The organism is Archangium violaceum Cb vi76 (assembly GCF_000733295.1).
In the GTDB taxonomy this organism is placed as follows: Bacteria; Myxococcota; Myxococcia; order Myxococcales; family Myxococcaceae; genus Archangium; species Archangium violaceum.
In genome coordinates this window covers 53,547-71,335 of record NZ_JPMI01000275.1, presented here as the reverse complement: position 1 = coordinate 71,335, position 17,789 = coordinate 53,547, and the positions used below count along the sequence as shown (strand labels likewise).

21 protein-coding genes are annotated in these 17,789 nt (G+C 68.6%); 18 read left to right on the top strand and 3 right to left on the bottom strand.

The genetic code is table 11. The annotated features are described in order from the left end of the window. From nrfD to Q664_RS37590, 15 genes are all read left to right on the top strand, one after another. The gene (gene nrfD, locus Q664_RS37660) at nucleotides 1-1,446 is read left to right on the top strand and encodes an NrfD/PsrC family molybdoenzyme membrane anchor subunit (protein ID WP_043407322.1); all 1,446 of its coding nucleotides are present in this window, start codon (nucleotides 1-3) and stop codon (nucleotides 1,444-1,446) included. Between the two features lie 3 nt (nucleotides 1,447-1,449). Continuing rightward, the gene (locus Q664_RS37655; RefSeq protein ID WP_043407318.1) at nucleotides 1,450-2,004 is read left to right on the top strand and encodes a DUF3341 domain-containing protein; all 555 of its coding nucleotides are present in this window, start codon (nucleotides 1,450-1,452) and stop codon (nucleotides 2,002-2,004) included. Further along, nucleotides 2,001-2,561, top strand: a complete 561-nt coding sequence (locus Q664_RS37650) for a c-type cytochrome (protein ID WP_043407315.1) — start codon at nucleotides 2,001-2,003, stop codon at nucleotides 2,559-2,561. The genes Q664_RS37655 and Q664_RS37650 overlap by 4 nt, the downstream gene beginning before the upstream one ends. Continuing rightward, the gene (locus Q664_RS37645; protein WP_052519164.1) at nucleotides 2,561-3,775 is read left to right on the top strand and encodes a hypothetical protein; all 1,215 of its coding nucleotides are present in this window, start codon (nucleotides 2,561-2,563) and stop codon (nucleotides 3,773-3,775) included. The genes Q664_RS37650 and Q664_RS37645 overlap by 1 nt, the downstream gene beginning before the upstream one ends. Next, a complete protein-coding gene (locus Q664_RS37640; RefSeq protein ID WP_043407311.1) occupies nucleotides 3,772-4,245 on the top strand; it encodes a hypothetical protein in 474 nt (157 codons plus the stop codon). Before Q664_RS37645 ends, Q664_RS37640 begins: the two co-directional genes overlap by 4 nt. Nucleotides 4,246-4,269: 24 nt before the next feature. Then, entirely contained in the window at nucleotides 4,270-5,139 is an 870-nt protein-coding gene (locus Q664_RS37635; RefSeq protein ID WP_043407308.1) for an SCO family protein, read from the top strand. Then, nucleotides 5,136-6,182, top strand: coding sequence for a cytochrome c oxidase subunit II (gene coxB, locus Q664_RS37630; RefSeq protein WP_043407307.1), 1,047 nt, complete (start codon nucleotides 5,136-5,138; stop codon nucleotides 6,180-6,182). The genes Q664_RS37635 and coxB overlap by 4 nt, the downstream gene beginning before the upstream one ends. After that, on the top strand, nucleotides 6,166-7,839 hold the full coding sequence (locus Q664_RS37625; protein ID WP_043407304.1) for a cbb3-type cytochrome c oxidase subunit I: 1,674 nt from the start codon (nucleotides 6,166-6,168) through the stop codon (nucleotides 7,837-7,839). The genes coxB and Q664_RS37625 overlap by 17 nt, the downstream gene beginning before the upstream one ends. Further along, nucleotides 7,829-8,497, top strand: a complete 669-nt coding sequence (locus tag Q664_RS37620) for a cytochrome c oxidase subunit 3 family protein (RefSeq protein WP_043407301.1) — start codon at nucleotides 7,829-7,831, stop codon at nucleotides 8,495-8,497. The genes Q664_RS37625 and Q664_RS37620 overlap by 11 nt, the downstream gene beginning before the upstream one ends. A 15-nt stretch (nucleotides 8,498-8,512) precedes the next feature. Beyond that, nucleotides 8,513-8,944, top strand: coding sequence for a cytochrome C oxidase subunit IV family protein (locus Q664_RS37615; protein ID WP_063934833.1), 432 nt, complete (start codon nucleotides 8,513-8,515; stop codon nucleotides 8,942-8,944). A 124-nt stretch (nucleotides 8,945-9,068) separates the two neighbouring features. After that, a complete protein-coding gene (locus Q664_RS37610) occupies nucleotides 9,069-10,028 on the top strand; it encodes a GNAT family N-acetyltransferase (protein ID WP_043407297.1) in 960 nt (319 codons plus the stop codon). A 20-nt stretch (nucleotides 10,029-10,048) separates the two neighbouring features. Next, nucleotides 10,049-11,209: a hypothetical protein gene (locus tag Q664_RS37605; RefSeq protein WP_043407294.1), complete on the top strand. Its 1,161-nt coding sequence runs from the start codon at nucleotides 10,049-10,051 to the stop codon at nucleotides 11,207-11,209. A gap of 15 nt (nucleotides 11,210-11,224) precedes the next feature. Further along, a complete protein-coding gene (locus Q664_RS37600; protein WP_043407475.1) occupies nucleotides 11,225-11,515 on the top strand; it encodes a YkgJ family cysteine cluster protein in 291 nt (96 codons plus the stop codon). A gap of 13 nt (nucleotides 11,516-11,528) precedes the next feature. Continuing rightward, on the top strand, nucleotides 11,529-12,515 hold the full coding sequence (locus Q664_RS37595) for a YheT family hydrolase (protein WP_043407291.1): 987 nt from the start codon (nucleotides 11,529-11,531) through the stop codon (nucleotides 12,513-12,515). A gap of 338 nt (nucleotides 12,516-12,853) precedes the next feature. Continuing rightward, a complete protein-coding gene (locus Q664_RS37590) occupies nucleotides 12,854-13,324 on the top strand; it encodes a hypothetical protein (protein WP_043407289.1) in 471 nt (156 codons plus the stop codon). Nucleotides 13,325-13,348: 24 nt separating this feature from the next. On the opposite strand, the gene Q664_RS37585 is transcribed toward Q664_RS37590, so the two are convergent. Next, the gene (locus tag Q664_RS37585) at nucleotides 13,349-13,756 is read right to left on the bottom strand and encodes a response regulator (RefSeq protein WP_043407286.1); all 408 of its coding nucleotides are present in this window, start codon (nucleotides 13,754-13,756) and stop codon (nucleotides 13,349-13,351) included. 300 nt (nucleotides 13,757-14,056) lie between these two features. Between Q664_RS37585 and Q664_RS37580 the strand changes: the two genes are divergently transcribed. Further along, the gene (locus Q664_RS37580; RefSeq protein ID WP_043407284.1) at nucleotides 14,057-15,442 is read left to right on the top strand and encodes a DEAD/DEAH box helicase; all 1,386 of its coding nucleotides are present in this window, start codon (nucleotides 14,057-14,059) and stop codon (nucleotides 15,440-15,442) included. After that, entirely contained in the window at nucleotides 15,436-16,620 is a 1,185-nt protein-coding gene (locus Q664_RS37575; RefSeq protein ID WP_043407281.1) for a DUF790 family protein, read from the top strand. Before Q664_RS37580 ends, Q664_RS37575 begins: the two co-directional genes overlap by 7 nt. Before the next feature lie 14 nt (nucleotides 16,621-16,634). Here the strand turns inward: Q664_RS37575 and Q664_RS37570 are convergent, their stop codons facing one another. Continuing rightward, a complete protein-coding gene (locus Q664_RS37570; protein WP_043407280.1) occupies nucleotides 16,635-17,006 on the bottom strand; it encodes a helix-turn-helix transcriptional regulator in 372 nt (123 codons plus the stop codon). Between the two features lie 125 nt (nucleotides 17,007-17,131). Here Q664_RS37570 and Q664_RS37565 point away from each other — a divergent pair, with 125 nt between their 5' ends. After that, nucleotides 17,132-17,500, top strand: a complete 369-nt coding sequence (locus Q664_RS37565) for a response regulator (RefSeq protein ID WP_043407277.1) — start codon at nucleotides 17,132-17,134, stop codon at nucleotides 17,498-17,500. A gap of 27 nt (nucleotides 17,501-17,527) precedes the next feature. On the opposite strand, the gene Q664_RS37560 is transcribed toward Q664_RS37565, so the two are convergent. Then, nucleotides 17,528-17,743 carry an MbtH family protein gene (locus Q664_RS37560; protein ID WP_043407274.1) on the bottom strand — a complete coding sequence of 72 codons (216 nt, stop codon included), beginning with the start codon at nucleotides 17,741-17,743 and terminating at the stop codon, nucleotides 17,528-17,530. Nucleotides 17,744-17,789 lie beyond the last annotated feature (46 nt).

Genomic DNA, 17,789 nt, shown 5'->3' with positions numbered 1-17,789 from the left:
ATGGCCGAGACCGCTGCTCATACCGCCGCTTCGCTCGATCCGCTCGAGCCGCGGCCCCTCGTCGCGCCGCACCACGACGACAAATCCCTCAACGACACACTGCTGGATCACGTGTGGGCCAAGCCCGGTAAGGGCTGGTTCATGCTGTTCGGCCTGGCGCTCGCCGCGCTCGGTCTGCTCGTCCTGGGTGTGACCGTCACCCTGGCCCGCGGCATCGGCATGTGGGGCAACAACCAGCCCAACGGCTGGGCCTTCGACATCGTCAACTTCGTCTGGTGGGTCGGTATCGGCCACGCCGGTACGCTCATCTCCGCCATCCTCCTGCTCTTCCAGCAGAAGTGGCGCACGAGCATCAACCGCTTCGCCGAGGCCATGACGCTCTTCGCCGTGTGCTGCGCGGGTCTCTTCCCGCTGCTGCACACGGGCCGTCCCTGGTTCGCCTTCTGGCTCTTCCCCTACCCCTCCACCCTCGGCGCCTGGCCGCAGTTCCGCTCGCCGCTGGTGTGGGACGTGTTCGCCATCTCCACGTACCTCACCGTGTCCGCCCTCTTCTGGTACGTGGGTCTCATCCCCGACCTGGCGGCCCTGCGTGACTCGTCCAAGGGCAAGCTGCAGCGCACCATCTACGGCCTGTTCGCACTCGGCTGGCGCGGCTCCGGCCGCCACTGGCACAACTACAAGATCGGCTACCTGCTGCTGGCCGGTATCTCCACCCCGCTCGTGGTCAGCGTGCACACGATCGTGTCCTTCGACTTCGCCACCTCGCTCATCCCCGGCTGGCACGCCACCATCTTCCCGCCCTACTTCGTGGCCGGCGCCGTGTTCAGCGGCTTCGCGATGGTCATCACCCTCATGGTGCCCGCCCGCAAGTACCTCAAGCTCCGGGACGTCATCACCGACCGCCACCTGGAGAACATGAACAAGGTGATCCTGGCGACGGGCCTCATCGTGTCCTACGGGTACCTGATGGAGCACTTCATCGCCTGGTACTCCGGCAGCGAGTTCGAGATCTGGACCTTCTACGTGAACCGCGCCCGCGGTCCGTACGCCGGGGTGTACTGGCTGATGATCGCCTGCAACGTCATCACCCCGAACATCTTCTGGTTCAAGAAGTGCCGGACCAGCATCCCCATCATGTGGGTGGCGTCCATCCTGGTGAACATCGGCATGTGGTGCGAGCGCTTCATCATCATCGTGACGTCGCTGACGCAGGACTTCCTGCCGTCCTCGTGGGACCTGTACAGCCCGACCTGGGTGGACTGGTCCATCTACGTCGGTACCCTGGGCCTCTTCAGCACGCTGTTCCTCCTGTTCCTCAAGTTCGTCCCCGCGGTCGCGGTGAGCGAGGTGAAGGAGCTCCAGCTGGAGCTCAAGCACGCCGCCCACCACGCCGCTCATGGCGCGGAGACTGGCGCCGCCGGGACCCTCACCCACGGAGCTCACTGAACCATGTCCGCCGAAACCAAGGTTCTGGATAGCTGGGTGCTCGCCGAGTTCGCCACTCCCGACGCCCTGGTGGATGCCACCCGGCAGATGCGGGAGAAGGGCTACCAAGGCATGGACACCTACTCGCCCTACCCGCTGCATGGTGGGTCCGAGGCGCTGGGCCTGCCGCCCTCGCGCGTCCCCTTCATCGCCCTGGGTGGCGCGCTGACGGGCATCGTCACCGCGCTCGCCTTCCAGACGTACATGAACACCATCGACTACCCGCTCAACATCGGTGGTCGTCCGACGTTCAGCCTTCCGGCCTGGGTGCCCATCACCTTCGAGCTGGCGGTGCTGCTCACCGCGTTCGGCATCTTCTTCGGTCTGCTGGGGCTCAGCCGCCTGCCCCAGCCGTACCACCCGGTCTTCGAGAGCGAGGAGTTCCGCAGCGCGTCCACGCACGGCTACTGGCTGAGCGTGCCCACCGCGGAGACCACCGTGAAGCCCGACGACATCAAGAACCAGCTCACGTCCCTGGGTGCCACCCATGTGACCGTGGTCACGGGAGAGAAGGAATGAAGTGGCTCATCCCCGCGGCCGGGCTCGCCCTGGCCGGCTGCAACGTCCCGTCCGAGTTCCTCCAGCGCATGGAGGCTCAGGCCAAGTACGAGTACTACGAGACGAGTGAGTTCTGGGCGGATGGCAGGGCCATGCGCGTCCCGCCCGAGGGCACCATCCCGCGCGAGCGCCCGGTGGGCAACCCCGGCATGAGCACGGGCCGTGTCAACGGCGCGCTCGTCTCCGGCATCCCGCTCGAGCTCAACCGCGAGGTGCTCGAGCTGGGCCAGAAGAAGTACAACATCGTCTGCTCGCAGTGCCACGGCCGGCTCGGTGACGGCAACAGCGTGGTGGCCGAGAACATGGCCCTGCGCCTGCCTCCGTCCCTGCTCGAGGTCGCCAACAAGCCGGACGGTCACTTCTATGTCGCCATCAACGAGGGCTACGGCGTGATGCCGTCCTTCTCGGGCGAGCTCGACACCAAGGAGCGCTGGGCCGTCGTGGCCTATGTCCGTGCGCTCCAGCGCGCCCGCAACAGCCAGGTGGGCGGCCAGCCCCTTCCGCAGGAGAACCGGTGATGATTGCCGTGGATCGTTTCAACGGCGGCTCCAAGACGATGACCCTGGCGGGTGCCGTGGGCATCGTCGGTCTGGTGCTGACCGCCGTGGGGTTCTTCACCGCGCCCCAGCCGACGATGTTCAGCTACCTGTTCGGCTTCACCTACTGGCTGGGCATCTCCGTGGCCGCCATCATCATGGTGGCCATCTTCCACACCGCCAAGGCCAAGTGGATCACCATCCTGCGCCGCACCATGGAGACCATGGGCTCCAGCGTGTTCGTGTTCGCGCTGCTGGTCATCCCCCTGTTGCTCGGAGCGAAGTACATCTTCCCCTGGGTGAACCACGGCACGGACTGGGTGTTCCCCGGCACCGACGGCGTGAAGTTCACCGAGGTGGAGCTGCACCACCTGCACCACAAGAGCCCCTACCTCAACCTGCCCTTCCTCTACGTCCGGCAGGCCATCTACTTCGCGGTGTGGATCTTCGTGTCCTGGCGGCTGCGCACCTGGAGCATGGAGCAGGACACCACGGGCGCCCTGGAGCTCACCGTCAAGCAGCGCCGCTTCTCCCCCGGCTCGCTCCCGTTCCTTGCGTTGACCATTACTTTTGCTGGTTTCGACTGGCTGATGACGCTCACGCCGCTCTGGCAGTCCACCATCTTCGGCGTCTATTACTTCGCCGGAAGCTTCCTGGCCGCCTTCTGCGTGCTGACGATCGCCACGGTGAACGCCCAGGGCAAGGACGAGTACGGGACCTTGGTGACGACGGCGCACTACCACAACCTGGGTAAGCTCCTGCTGGCCTTCACGGCCTTCTGGGCCTACATCGCCTTCTCCCAGTTCCTCCTCATCTGGGTCGCCAACATCCCGGAGGAGGCCGGCTGGTTCAAGCTGCGCATCGAGGGCGCGTGGAAGCCGCTGTCCATCTCGCTGTTCGTGATGGGCTTCGCGGTGCCCTTCTTCACCCTGCTGTCGCGCAACCTGAAGCTCAAGCCGCGGCTGCTCGCCGTGGTGGCCGTCTACCTGCTCATCATGCACGCGGTGGACCTGTACTGGCTCATCTGGCCGGCGTACTCGCCGCAGGGCCCCTCGTTCCACTGGACGCTCATCACCTCCTTCATCGGAGTGGGTGGACTGGCGGTGGCCGCGGCCATGTGGCAGGCCCGGGGCCGGTACACGCTGCCCGTGAAGGATCCCTACATCTCGGAGTCGCTGAGGTACGTGCAGCCATGAAGAAGACCGAGTCGGAGCTCGAGTCGCGCGTCATCCGTGGCGCGCATGGCGTGGCCGCCGAGGAAGACCACATCCTCACCGGGAAGGTCGTCCAGGTGGGCGTGGTGTCCCTCGTCATCTTCATCGTCGGTGGTATCTGGGCCTGGCGCCTGCAGGTGGCGACGACGCAGGAGTTCGTCCCCGAGGGCCCGGCGCCCATCCCCGCGCTCATCACACCGGACAAGGACGGAAAGACGGCGTACGAGATTGGCGTCGTGAACCAGCGCCTGTTCCAGCAGGACACGCATGCCGAGGAGAAGATCGCCTCCCAGCAGAAGGCGCTGGAGAGCGGCTGGGCGGACGAGCCCGGCGTGGTGGCCCGTCCCACCATCTCCGCGGCGATGGATCAGATCATCTCCGAACAGGCCGCCACCCGGCAGCAGCAGCAGGCCCCCACCCCCACGCCGCAGCCGGCGCCCCAGCAGCCGTAGTCTCGCGGTAGAAGAAGAAGCGCGATGTACACCCCCTCCTCTCCCCTCTCTGTCCGCGCCACGATGGCGGCCCTGCTCCTGGCGCTCTGCGCCGGGCAGCCGGCGTACGCCCTCCCAGGCGGTGGCAAGGTCCCCAAGAGCATTGTCGACGCCCAGTCGGATGCCCCGCCGCAGGTGCGCGGGGTGGACGTCGAGGAGCACCTCGGGGAGCTGGCTCCGCTGGAGGCCCAGTTCACCGACGCCACCGGCAAGGCGGTGCGCCTGCGGGACGTACTGCCGCGGACGCGGCCGGTGCTGCTCACGCTCGTGTATTACAACTGCCCCCTGCTCTGTAACCTCGTCATCAACGAGCAGATCCGCACCATGCGCGAGCTGGGGCTGGAGCTGGGCAAGGACTACGAAGCGGTCACGGTGAGTATCGACCCGAAGGACACCCCGGCGCAGAGCCACGAGCGGCGCCGGAAGCACCTTCAGTCCATGGGCCTGCCGGAGACGGCGCCCTGGCACTTCCTCACCGGGACCGAGGAGAACATCCACCAGCTCGCGAACACGGTGGGCTTCAAATACACCTACGACACGGGCACCCAGCAGTACGTGCACCCGGCCGTGCTGATGGTGCTCACCCCCGAGGGGTCCATCTCGCGCTACCTGTACGGCACGTCCTTCCCCGCGAAGGACATGAAGCTGGCCCTGCTGGAGGCGGCCGGTGGCCGCGTGGGCACCAGCTTCGACCGCATCGTCCTCACCTGCTTCAAGTATGACACCGCCACCCGGCGGTACGGCTTCTACATCTTTGGATTCCTCCGGATAGGCGCGCTCATGGTCTTTGGCGCGCTCGCTACCATGCTCGCCTACTACTGGAGGCGTGAGCTGAAGAAAGGCGCAGCAGCATGAACGAGTTGCTGAACAACATCCTGTTCCTCCCGGAGCAGGCGTCGACCTTCGCGGAGCGGGTAGACAACCTGCACTACTTCGTCGTCTCCGTGACGATGCTGAGCTCACTCGCGGTGGGCACGGCGGCGGTCTTCTTCTTCTTCCGCTACCGCAAGCGCAAGCCGAACCAGACGACGGAATACGTCGTCCCGTCGGTGAAGACGGAGTTCCTCTTCGTCTCGCTGCCGCTGTTCTTCTTCCTCACCTGGTTCGTCATCGGCTTCCGGGACTTCGTCTTCGTCTCCACTCCGCCCAAGGACGCCATGGACGTCTACGTCATGGGCAAGCAGTGGATGTGGAAGTTCTCCTACCCGGAGGGCCCCAACGGCGTGAACGTGCTGCACGTGCCGGCCAACCGCCCGGTGCGTCTGCTCATCACCTCGCGTGACGTGCTCCACTCCTTCTTCGTGCCGGCCTTCCGCATCAAGATGGATGCGGTTCCGGGCCGCTACACGCAGACCTGGTTCGAGGCCACCAAGCCCGGCACGTACCAGATCCTGTGCACCGAGTACTGCGGCCTGTCTCACTCCAAGATGCTGGGAGAGGTCGTCGTGCTCTCGCCCGAGGAGTGGGACGCGTGGGTGAAGGAGCAGCGCAAGGGCGCGCTGCAGAACCGCCAGGACGCGCTGGCGGACCTGAGCCTCGAGCCGCACCCGGCCCGCATGGCGGAGCAGGGCCAGAAGGTGGCCGCCGAGGTGGGCTGCTTCAAGTGCCACACCGTCAATGGCGAGCCGCACATCGGACCCACCTTCCTGGGCATGTACGGCCGCACCGAGACGCTGGACACCGGCCGCGACATCCGCGTGGACGAGGCGTGGATCACCCAGTCGATGATGGACCCGGGTGCCCACCTCGTGGCCGGCTACCCCAACGTCATGCCCACCTTCCAGGGCAAGCTGACGGGGCCCCAGACGGCGGCCATCGTCGAGTACATCAAGACCCTGCGCACCCCGGACATCCGCACCGGCGCTTCTCAAGGACCGACCTATGAGCCCATCCAGTAGCATCGCAGCCGAGCCGGGCGCCGTGCCCGCGCCGGATGAGCATCACGAGCATCACCCGAGCTACCTGGTCGACGGCACCACGGTGAAGTCGTGGCTGCTGACGCTCGACCACAAGCGCATCGGGGTCATGTACCTCATCTGGGTCCTGCTCTTCTTCCTCATCGGCGGCATCTACGCGCTGGTGGTCCGCCTGGAGTTGCTGACGCCGGGCCCGACCCTCATCGACGCGATGACGTACAACCGCGCCTTCACCATGCATGGCGTGGTGATGATCTTCCTGTTCATGATTCCGGCCATCCCGGGCGCCTTCGGCAACTTCATGCTGCCGCTGATGCTGGGCGCCAAGGACGTGGCCTTCCCGCGGCTGAACCTGCTGTCGCTCTACCTGCTGCTGACGGGCGCGGTCATCGCCATCTGGGGAATGATCAACGGCGGCATGGACACGGGCTGGACGTTCTACACCCCGTACAGCACGCACACGACGACGACGGTGGCGCCCATCCTCTTCGGCGCGTTCATCATCGGCTTCAGCTCCATCGCCACGGGCCTCAACTTCATCGTCACCACGCACACCATGCGGGCGCCGGGCATCACCTGGTGGAAGATGCCCCTGTTCGTGTGGGCCATGTACGCCACGGCGTGCATCCAGGTGCTGGCCACGCCGGTGCTCGGCCTGGTGCTCCTGCTGGTGGTGGGTGAGCACATCTTCCACTTCGGCATCTTCGACCCGGCCCAGGGCGGAGACCCGGTGCTCTTCCAGCACCTGTTCTGGTTCTACTCGCACCCCGCCGTGTACATCATGGTGCTGCCGGCCTTCGGCGTGATGTCCGAGGTGGTGGCCGCCTTCAGCCGCAAGAACATCTTCGGCTACCGCGCGGTGGCGTTCTCGTCGCTGGGCATCGCCTTCGTGGGCTTCTTCGCGTGGGGCCACCACATGTTCGTGTCCGGCCAGTCCACGTTCAACGCGGGCGTGTTCGCGGTGCTGACCATGCTGGTGGGCGTGTTCACCGCCATCAAGGTCTTCAACTGGGTGGGCACCGTGTACAAGGGCGCGGTCGACTTCAAGACGCCCTTCGCCTACTTCTGCGGCTTCCTCTACTTCACCGTGTTCGGCGGCATGACGGGCGTGGCCTTCGCCACGGCGTCGCTGGACGTGCCCTGGCACGACACCTACTTCGTGGTGGCGCACTTCCACTTCATCATGGTGGGCGCGACCATCATGGCCTTCATGGCGGCCATCCACTACTGGTTCCCGAAGATGTTCGGGAAGATGTACCACGAGGGGTGGGGCCTGGTGTCCGCGGCGCTCATCATCCTGGGCTTCAACGCCACGTTCATCCCGCAGTTCCTCCTGGGCAACGCGGGCATGCCGCGGCGCTACTACGAGTACCCGGAGCGCTTCGAGACGCTGAACGTGGCCTCCACGGCCGGCGCCTCGCTGCTGGCGTTCGGCTTCCTCATCAGCGCCATCTACCTGACGTACGCGCTGGTGTACGGCCGCCGCGCCGCCTCCAACCCGTGGCGCAGCCGCGGCTACGAGTGGATGACCGAGTCTCCGCCTCCGACGCACAACTTCGTGGGCCCGCAGCCCACGTACTCCGAGGAGCCCCACTTCTACGTGGAGCCCAAGAAGGCCGAGGTGCCCGATGCAGTCTAGTCCCGCCACCGCCGGCGCGGCCGGCGTGCCCTACCGGCCCCAGGTGGCCGCGCACTTCGCCTCGCTCGAGGTGCAGAACCACGCGGCCCGGCTCGGCATGTGGCTGTTCCTGGCCACGGAAATCCTGCTGTTCGCCGGCCTGTTCGTCATCTACGCGAACTACCGCTTCCTCTTCCCGGAGGCGTTCGCGCTGGCCAGCCGTGAGCTGAACCTCAACTTCGGCACCTTCAACACCCTGCTGCTCATCACCTCGTCGTTCACCGCCGCCATGGCGGTGCACTACGCCAAGGAGGCGCAGAACAAGAAGGTGGTGGGCATGTTCGTGCTCACCATCCTCATGGCCCTGGGCTTCCTCGTGGTGAAGTACTTCGAGTACGAGCACAAGTTCCACGAGCACCAGCTCCCCGGCCCCTACTACGCCTTCCCGGGCCTCACCCTGCCGGGCGCTTCCGCCTACTTCACCATCTACTTCCTCTCCACGGGCCTGCATGCCTTCCACGTCATCATCGGCATGATCGTGCTGGGGTGGGTGACCCTCAAGGCGATGAGGAACGAGTTCAGCCACCACAACTACACGGCGGTCGAGCTGGGCAGCATGTACTGGCACCTGGTGGACCTGGTGTGGATCTTCCTCTTCCCCATGCTGTACCTCATCTAAGGGAGCGCTCCTCTCATGTCCGCCATGGCCAATGAGTCGTTCAAGGAAGACCGGGAGATGCGCCAGGAGCACCACTCCGGACCCGGCAAGTACGTCGCGATCTGGATTGCCCTGATGGTGCTCACCGTCGTCACGGTGGTGACCGGCCGCATGCACTTCGAGACGGGTGCACTGGCGCTCGCGCTGGTGATCGCCTCGGTGAAGGGCGCCCTCGTGGCGCTGTACTTCATGCACCTGGCCGAGCACCAGGGCGCCAGCCGCATCGTGTTCGTCACCTCCATGCTGTTCGTGGTGCTGATGCTGCTCTTCACCCTCTTCGACATCGGCACCCGCTTCCGCCCCGCCCTGCCGTCCTCCTCCACGCCGCAGGAGTGGCCCGTGTCCACGCCCGGTCAGTCCGGCCGCTACGGTGGCGGGCTGCAGGCCCCGGGCACCAACCCGAAGTAGGCTCGTCCCCGGGATGTACCCCACGCGGCGCCGCGGCTTCTTGCCCGGCGCCGCGTTCCATTTGCGGGCGCCTTGTGCAACACCCTCACCCCGACCCTCTCCCAGAGGGAGAGGGAGTTGACGCATGCACCTGGTTGCCGCCACCGAAGAACAGATGCTTCAGCGCGACGCCCTCACGTACTCCGAGTGGGGCAAGCTCCTCTCCCCCGAGGCGTACGCCACCCGGGAGGAACGGCTGCGCGCCCACCCCTGGTCCCGCTCGGGCATGCGCACCTGGTTGTTGTGCGCCGGGGACGGCGGCGTGCTCGCCTCCTGTGAGACGTTCCGCACCAGCAGCTTCCTGCGCACCGATGGGGGCTCGTTCGCCCCGGGCGACAGCTTCGCCATCGCCAGCGTCTTCACCGAGGAGCGGCTGCGCGGCCACGGGTACGCCACCCGATTGATGGACCTGCTCGCCGCCGAGTTGGAGCGTCAGCCTCGCGCCCACGCCGCCCTCCTCTTCTCCGACGTGGGCCCCCGCATCTACGCGCGCTCGGGCTACCAGGCCCTGCCCGCCTGGGACTGGCACCTGTCCCCCATTCCCGGAGACCCCGCCGGGCCCGTGGACTCGCTCCTGCGCGAGGACGGGCTCGCCACGGCCCTCGGCCGCCTGCGCCACCCCGACGTGCCCTTCTTCTTCTGGCCCACGCCCGTCCAGCTCGACTGGCACCTGGAGCGCGGCCGCATCTACGCCAGGCACCTCGGCTGCTCCCTCCCCGCCTCCGCCGGCGCCACCGCGGGCGCTTCCACCATCCTCTGGGGACTCGTGGGCCGGAGCCCCGAGCTGACGGTGCTCATGCTCGATGCGCGCTCCACTTCCGAGGCCTGGGCCCTCCTGGAGGCCGCCCGGCGCGAGGCCTCCCGCTCCGGCCTCTCCCGCGTGGTCCTCTGGGAGGAGCCCTCCCATGCCCCCCTCCTCCCCCTCCTCAAGGGCGGAGGCACCACCCGCGTGGCCCGCGACGGCTCGCTGCCCATGGTGCGGCCCCTCCGCCCCGGAGTGCCCGTCAACCCCCTCCTCCCGGCCCCCCGTGGGCTCTGGGTGTGAGGAACCGCTAGGATGCGCCCATGGCCGAGCGCACCCGCATCATCGAGGGCAATTGGAACTGCACCTCCTGCGATACCCGGAACATCCTCGCGCGGCACCGCAGTTGCCCCAACTGCAACAACCCTCGCGAGGAGACGGGCCAGGAGTCCGAGTTCGACTTCGGTGAGGTGGATGACGCCACCGGCAAGTCGCTGCGCGAGGGCGTCACCGACGAGAAGGCCCTCTCCGCCGCCCATGCCGGGGCCGACTGGTTCTGCGACTACTGCTCCGCCTCCAACCGCGGCGACTCCCCCATCTGCCGCCACTGCCGCGCCGAGCGCTCCTCCACCTCGCGCGCCCTCTCCGAGGAGCACGAGGAGCCCATCGAGGCCCCCCGCGCCCGCCGCCCGCCCCCCGTGGCCCCTCCGGCGGCCCGGGGCTCCAGACGCAAGTGGCTCTACGTGGGGCTCGGCCTCCTCACCGTCATCGGCTCCTGCATGATCTGGGGCTCGCGCACCCACGGCGTCACCGGCCAGGTCACCACCACCGAGTGGACGCGCACCGTGCACCGCGAAACCTTCCAGCGCGTGTCCCGCGAGGGCTGGCGCAGCGACCTGAGCAGCCGCGCCTCCCGCATGCCGGTGAATGGCTCGGGCGAGGTGGCCGGCGTGGAGAACATCCGCAGCTGCTTCCCCCGCCAGCGCGGCACCCGCCAGGTGGCCGATGGCACCGAGCGCGTGTGCACCACCAAGACGCGCCGGGAGCAGTGCGGCACCACGGAGAAGTGCACCCGCCAGAAGATGGGCAACGGCTACATGAAGGAGACGTGCCGGGACGAGCCCAAGTACTGCAGCAAGTCCTACCAGGACTGCGACATGCGCACGCGCTACCGCTCCGAGCCCGTCTTCGACGTGAGCTGCACCTACGACACCTACGTCTGGCAGCCGGTGGACAAGAAGGTGGAGTCCGACCGCGACTGCGCCCCCCGCTGGCCCACGCTCGCCCAGGGCGCCCTGGACCGGCTGCGCCGCGAGGAGAAGTACGCCGTGCGCATCGGCTACGAGGACGGCGACTCCAAGGAGCACGTGCACGAGCCCAAGAGCGAGGCCGAGTTCCTCACCTGGAAGAAGGGCCAGTCCGTCCCCCTCGAGGTGAGCAACTTCGGCTCGGCCAACATCCTGGCCGGCGACGCCGTGCGCTGAGCGCCGCCCATGTCCATGGAATGCACCCGCTGTGGCGCCTGCTGCGTGGCGCCGGACATCGCCGCCCTCGACAAGCCCCTGGGTGTGCGCTGCCCCCACCTCACCGCCGACAACCTCTGCTCCGTGTATGACCGGCGCCCCGACGTCTGCCGCTCCTACCAGGCCGACGACGTCTGCCGCCTCATCGACGCCCCCACCCTCGAGGAGCGCGTGGGCAAGTACCTCGCCCTCTTCCAACTGACGGACGAGGCCCGGGCCATCCGCGAGCACGGCTGTTCCTCCATGCGCAAGGCCCGCCACGGGTGATATCCCCCCGCTCGTGTCCTTCCTGCCCACCGAGCCCTTCGCCCCCGCGCGCGGCCTCGCCTCGCCCCACGCGCAGACCATCTTCGCCACGCTCGTGCGTCCCACGCACACGCCTCCCCTGAAGCGCGAGCGCTGGGAGCTCCCCGACGGGGATTTCGTCGATCTCGACTCCTTCGACGGCCCCCAGGGCGCCCCCCACGTGGTGACACTCCACGGCCTGGAGGGCTCCTCGCGCTCCGGCTACATCGCCGCCATCCTCCGCGGCGCCGCCGAGCGCGGCTGGGGCGCCACCGCCATCAACTTCCGCTCCTGCAGCGGCGAGCCCAACCGCCTCGCCCGCTCCTACCACTCGGGCGACATCGGCGACGCGCTCTCCGTCATCAAACACCTGCGCGCGCGCCTCACCGGCCCGCTCTTCGCCGCGGGCTTCTCCCTGGGCGCCAACGTGCTGCTGCGGCTCATGGAGGAGACGGGCGACAACTCGCTCGTGGACGCCGCCGCCGCGGTGAGCACTCCCTTCGACCTGGGCGCCTGCGCCGACACGCTCGACGGGCCCGGCCCCTTCCAGCTCCTCTACCGCGAGCGCTTCCTGCGCACCCTCAAGAGCAAGGCGCGCGAGAAGCTCCGCCGCTTCCCCGGTGTCTTCGACGGCGCCGCCATGGAGCGCGCCCACACCATCCGCGGCTTCGACGACGCCGTCACCGCCCCGCTCCACGGCTTCCGCGACGCCAGCCACTACTACGCCGAGGCCTCCTCGGGTCCGCGCCTCCACGCCATCCGCCGCCCCACCCTGCTGCTGAGCGCCAAGGATGACCCGATGATTCCCCCCTCCACCCTCCCCAAGGACGTGGAGAGCAACCCCGTGCTGCACGCCGTCGTCACCGAGCGCGGCGGCCACGTGGGCTTCGTCGCCGGCGGCCCCCTCTCCCCCTCCTACTGGGGCGAGGCCCAGGTGCTGGCCTTCTTCTCCTCCCGCAATGCGAACACCCGGCCGGTGTGACCCGGCCGGGCTTCCACACAGGGCGACCCCTCGCCCTCCCCCACCTACCCCGCGACGGGCGGTCCATCCGCCCCCAACCCCCGCACCACCGCCCCGTCGCGAGGCCCCCCACGGTACCGCCCACCCCACCCCATCCAACCCCGTCCAGCAGCACCGCCCCGTCCTGCGCAGGGAGGCATGAGCACACGCCATGCCGACGCCCTCGCACGGACGCGCTCCTCGTGATTCCAGGGGTTTGGAGAACCGTCCCGTGTATGGGACGACGAAGGGGAATGCGGGAGCCGGAAAAAACTCCGTGGAGAGGGAAAATCCTTTCCCAACCGCACTACAACTCCGCCATGAGCCTTCCCCCCTGCGGCCTGTACCGCACCCGCCGCGCGCTCGGCACGCACATCCCCGCCGGCCGGCTCGTCTACTTCCACAACCACGGCGACCCGGGCCCCGGCCTCTACCTGCCCAGCGGCTGGGCAGCCAACCAGGCTCGCTGGCATGCGCGCGGCACCACGCTGCCGGACGCCTCCTGGGCCGAGCACCTCGAGCCCCTGCCTCCCGAGGGCCTCTACCGCGTCCTCGCGGCCTTCCCCTGCTGCGCCCAGCGCTGCCGCACCTTCGAGCCGGAGCAGCTCGTCCAGCTCGGCTACAACGGCGAGGCCCAGCCCCTGCTCTTCCTGCCCGAGTGGTCCGAGCAGGGCCTCGGCCTCCCCACCACCGGTACCCGCGTGGAGCGCGAGCACCTGGAGCGGCTCGCCCCGCTGAAGGTCGCCCACGGTGAGTCCGCCCCGCCCGCGGGAGACGGCCTGCTGCACTGATTCCAGCGCCCGGCGGCGCGCGGCTCAGGCCTCGCCGGTGGGAGGCCGCAACATCCGCAGCAGGTGCTGGGCGAGCAAGTCACGCGTGGCCCGCTGCAGCTCACTGAGCAGCAGGTGGAGTCCCTCGGCCGAGCCGTCCCGCACGTCGCGCACCCGCTCCTCGCTGCCGTCGAAGACGCGCAGGCGTCCGGGCACCAGGGTGATGAGCGGCTGACGCGGGTAGCGCCGCTTGAGCAGCCCCAGCAGCAGGGGGTGGTCCTCGTCCGGCCGCCGCGCGTCCACCACCACCAGGGCCGGCTCCTCGTCGGCGATGGAGTCCAGCGCCTCGTCCGCATCCGACATGGCGGCGACGGACAGGCCCGGCTCCGACAGGAGACGCGAGAGCAGCTCTCGGGAGGGACGGTGCGGGCTGAGGATGACGATGCGGCGCATGGAGATGGATGAAGGGTAGCGCCCTGGAAGGCCCGACGCAGGTGGGAGGAGGTCCGAGCCCTCGTTCCCCCGCCAGCACCCCACCTCGACGGTGGGAAGCCATGGGGTCCCCGAAAAGACTCCCGGCAATACCGGGAATGTAAGATTTCTGGCATTGTTGTCGACCGTCAGCCTGTGAAGCCCCTGTAAGATTCCTCTCCGAGCATCCTGCGGACCATGAGTGAGCCAACCTCGAAAGTCATGCTCTGGCGTTGGCTCGGAGATCGGGTTACTCCCGGTTGCTCACCCGTTCCCGACCTGATGGCCACCGAGCTCCACTTCGACTGCGGCACCCTGGTGGCGCCCACGCTGCCGGAAGACGACACCCTGCGTGCCGTGTTCCAGCGGGATACGCGCACCGGGGTGTACCGGGCGGCGGCGCGGCACTACCGGGAAGTGGTGCTGAGGCTGCGCGAGCTGGGTCTGCCCTACGAGGACCGGGCGAAGCGCTTCGAGCCGCTGGAGGTGGGGCTGGCCACGCCCATCGAGCCCTTCCCCCACCAGAAGGCGGCGCTGGAGGCCTGGAGCGGCGCGGGTGGGCGGGGGCTGGTGGAGCTGCCCACCGGCGCGGGCAAGACGTTGCTGGCGGTGCTGGCCATCGCCCGGGTGAAGCGGCCGACCCTGGTGGTCGTCCCCACGTTGGACTTGATGACGCAGTGGCAGGGCGTGCTGTCCAAGCACCTGGGCATGCCGGTGGGGATGCTGGGAGGCGGGGTGAGTGACCGGCAGCCGCTGACGGTGACGACGTACGACTCGGCGGCGATGCAGACGGAGTTCCACGGCAACCGCTTCGGCTTCCTCATCTGCGACGAGTGCCACCACCTGCCGGCGCCCAGCTACCGCTTCATCGCCGAGGGCTCGCTGGCGCCGTACCGGCTGGGCCTCACCGCCACGCTGGAGCGCACCGACGGCGGCGAGCGCGTGTGCGCGGAGCTGCTGGGGCCGCTGGTGCACCGCACGGACATCCGCGAGTTGCAGGGCCGCTACCTGGCCCCCTACGAGGTGCGCCGGGTGGAGGTGCCCCTCACGCCCGAGGAGCAGGCGCGGCATGACGAGGCACGTGCGCGCTACCTCGGCTTCATCCGCCAGCGGGGCATCCGCTTCGACGTGCCGGAGGGCTGGGCGCGCTTCCTCGCGGAGAGCCAGCGCACGGAGGAAGGGCGCGCGGCCTACCGGGGCTACCGCGAGCAGCGCCGCATCGCCCTCACCTCGAGCGCCAAGCAGGACGTACTGTGGCGCATCCTCCTGGAGCACCGCGAGGATCGCGTCATCGTCTTCACCGACGACAACGAGACGGTGTACACGCTGGCGCGGCGGCTGCTGTTGCCCGCGCTGACGCACCACACGCCGGTGCCCGAACGCAAGGCGCTGCTCGGCGCCTTCGCCAGTGGAGAGCTGCCGGTGCTGCTCACCTCGAGGGTCCTCAACGAGGGCGTGGACGTCCCGGAGGCGCGGGTGGGCGTGGTGCTCAGCGGCAGTGGCAGCGTGCGCGAGCACGTGCAACGGCTGGGAAGAATCCTGCGCCAGCGCCCGGGCAAGCGCGCGCTGCTGTACGAGGTGTGCTCGGCGCAGACGGCCGAGGCCTCCATCAGCGAGCGGCGGCGCCAGCACCGCGCCTACCAGGAAGAGGAGGGCGAGGCGTGCTGACGCGCGAGCTGCTCCTCTTCCGCGTGCGCGACGGGAAGCTGCGCCCCTCCTTCGTGAAGCGGGAGGACCTGGCGCTGCGGACCCTGGCCACGGAGCTCATCGCCGAGGTGGCGGCGGGAGCCGGACGTTCGCGCGACGACATCGAGGAGACGCTCGCGCTGCGGGCCGGTGCGCACACCCGTCCCAAGGTGGCGCGGGGGCTGGTGAAGCTGCTGGTGGACCGGATGCTCTTCGACGAGCCCTCGGAGGGCATCGCCGAGGCGCGCGCCACGGCCTTCCGCGAGGCGGCCCGGGTGCTGCGCTCACTGCCCTCGGACGCGACGGTGGAGGCCTACGAGGCCCGGCTGTCGGAGGCCTTCCCGCGCCCGCTGCCCGAGCTGCGCGAGGCCCTCTACGCCGACCTTCCAGGCCATCGCAGGTTGCGGGGCTGGGAGGCACTGACGTCCGCGGAGCTGCTGGATCGCTACAACCTGGCGCTGGCACAGGGCCCCCTCTTCGACGCGCGGCGGCTGACGCTGCGGGCGAAGGCACCGGAGCTGCTGCGGGTGCGCAAGGTGCTGCGCTGGCTGAAGTTCTGCCGGCTGGTGGCCGAGGTGCGGCGCGAGGGCGAGGACTGGGTGCTGGAGGTGGAGGGCCCCGGGGCCATGCTCGCGCTCCAGAAGAAGTACGGGCTGCAACTGGCGAGCTTCCTGTCCGTGGTGCCCGTGCTGGAGCGCTGGCAGCTCACCGCCTCCCTGGAGAGCCCCCGGCGGAGGGTGACGCTGGTGCTGGACGAGAAGGATCCGCTGGTGTCACCCCACGGCTCCGCGCTGGGCCACATCCCGCCCGAGGTGGCCACGCTGGCCGGGGGCTTCGACGACGCGGACTGGGAGCTGGACCTGCTGCCCCTGCCCCGCCACACGGGAGCAGCCGGGTTGTGCGTGCCGGATCTCACGTTCCGTCACAAACAGACGGGACGCGAGGTGGCACTGGAACTCTTCCACGCATGGCATGCGGGCCCGTTGTCGAGGAGAATGGAGGAGCTGCGCTCGCGTCCAGACGCGGGACTGCTGCTGGGGGTGGATCGGGCGCTGGCGAAGGATGCCCAGGAACGCGCGCTGTTGGAGGCACATCCACAAGTGGTGCTCTTCCATGGATTCCCATCGGCGAAGCGGCTGCGCGCGAGGCTCTCACCGTGAGACAGGCTCCCTCCCTACCCCAACTTCTGCCCCAGATGCGCGGCCACGAGGCTCAGCACCCGGAGCGAGTTGCGATCCAACTGGCGGGCGCGCCGCAGCAGACGGCGCAGCTCCGCGGGCTCACTCGCCTCGGGAGAGGGAGCCGGAGGCGTCCAGGGCAGGGGATTCTCGTTGGTGAGACCCAGGGCCTCGTCCGCGGACAGGCCGAGCACGGCGCACAGCTTGCGAAAAGTGGGAACGCTCGGAAGCATGTTGCCTCGCTCCAGCCGCCCGTACACCTCCGTGGCGATACCTATGCGCTCCGCCACGTCTTCCTGTGTGAGGTTGAGGCGCTGCCGGGCTGCGCGCGCGCTCTCTCCCAACCTGGTTGCGAGCTTTTTTGCCATTGTCCCGGGACCCGAGTGGTTCACCGGTGGCAATATGACTCGGGAGGTTGGTTTCCCAGGACGACTGGGGTAGTATCTACGTCCGAGGACCCGTCACGTTACATACCGGGTCCTGGAGGTCCCGGATGACCGTGGACACCCTGCCCTCCTACCTCTTCGTCGACGAGGATCCGCTCCAGCTCTCCGCGCTGCGCCGGCTCCTGCGGGACATGCCGGGCACCAAGCGCATGGCGACCAGCGGTGAAGAGGCGCTGCGGATGGCGGAAGAAGAACCGCCCTCGGTCGTCATCGCCGCGTACATCCTCCCGGGCATGGACGGGCTGTCCTTGCTGGCCGCCTTGAGGGCCCGCACGCCCCACCTGCGCTGCGGCCTGCATACCACCCAGCTGCCCTCGCGGGACATCATCCCGCCCCACGTCACCGTGCTGCTCAAGCCCTGCCCTCCGGAGCGGCTGCGCGCCTTCCTGATGTCCGGCACCGCCACTCCGAAGTGAACCCGGAAGCGAGCCCGGGCGGGCGCGTCAGGAGCCCTTCTGCGCGTCCATCTTCTTGCGCAGGCTCAGCGGACGCATGTCCGTCCACACCTGCTTGATGTGCTCGAGGCACTCGGCCTTGGTGCCCGACTTGCCGGCGTCCTTCCAGCCGGGGGCGTTCTCCCGGTCGGCCGGCCAGATGGAGTACTGCTCCTCGTGGTTGACCACGACCTTGTACTGCTGGGTGTCCTCGGTATCGCTCATGGCCTCAATTTCACCCGGCGGCCCCCGGGGGGTCAATGTGCGTCTG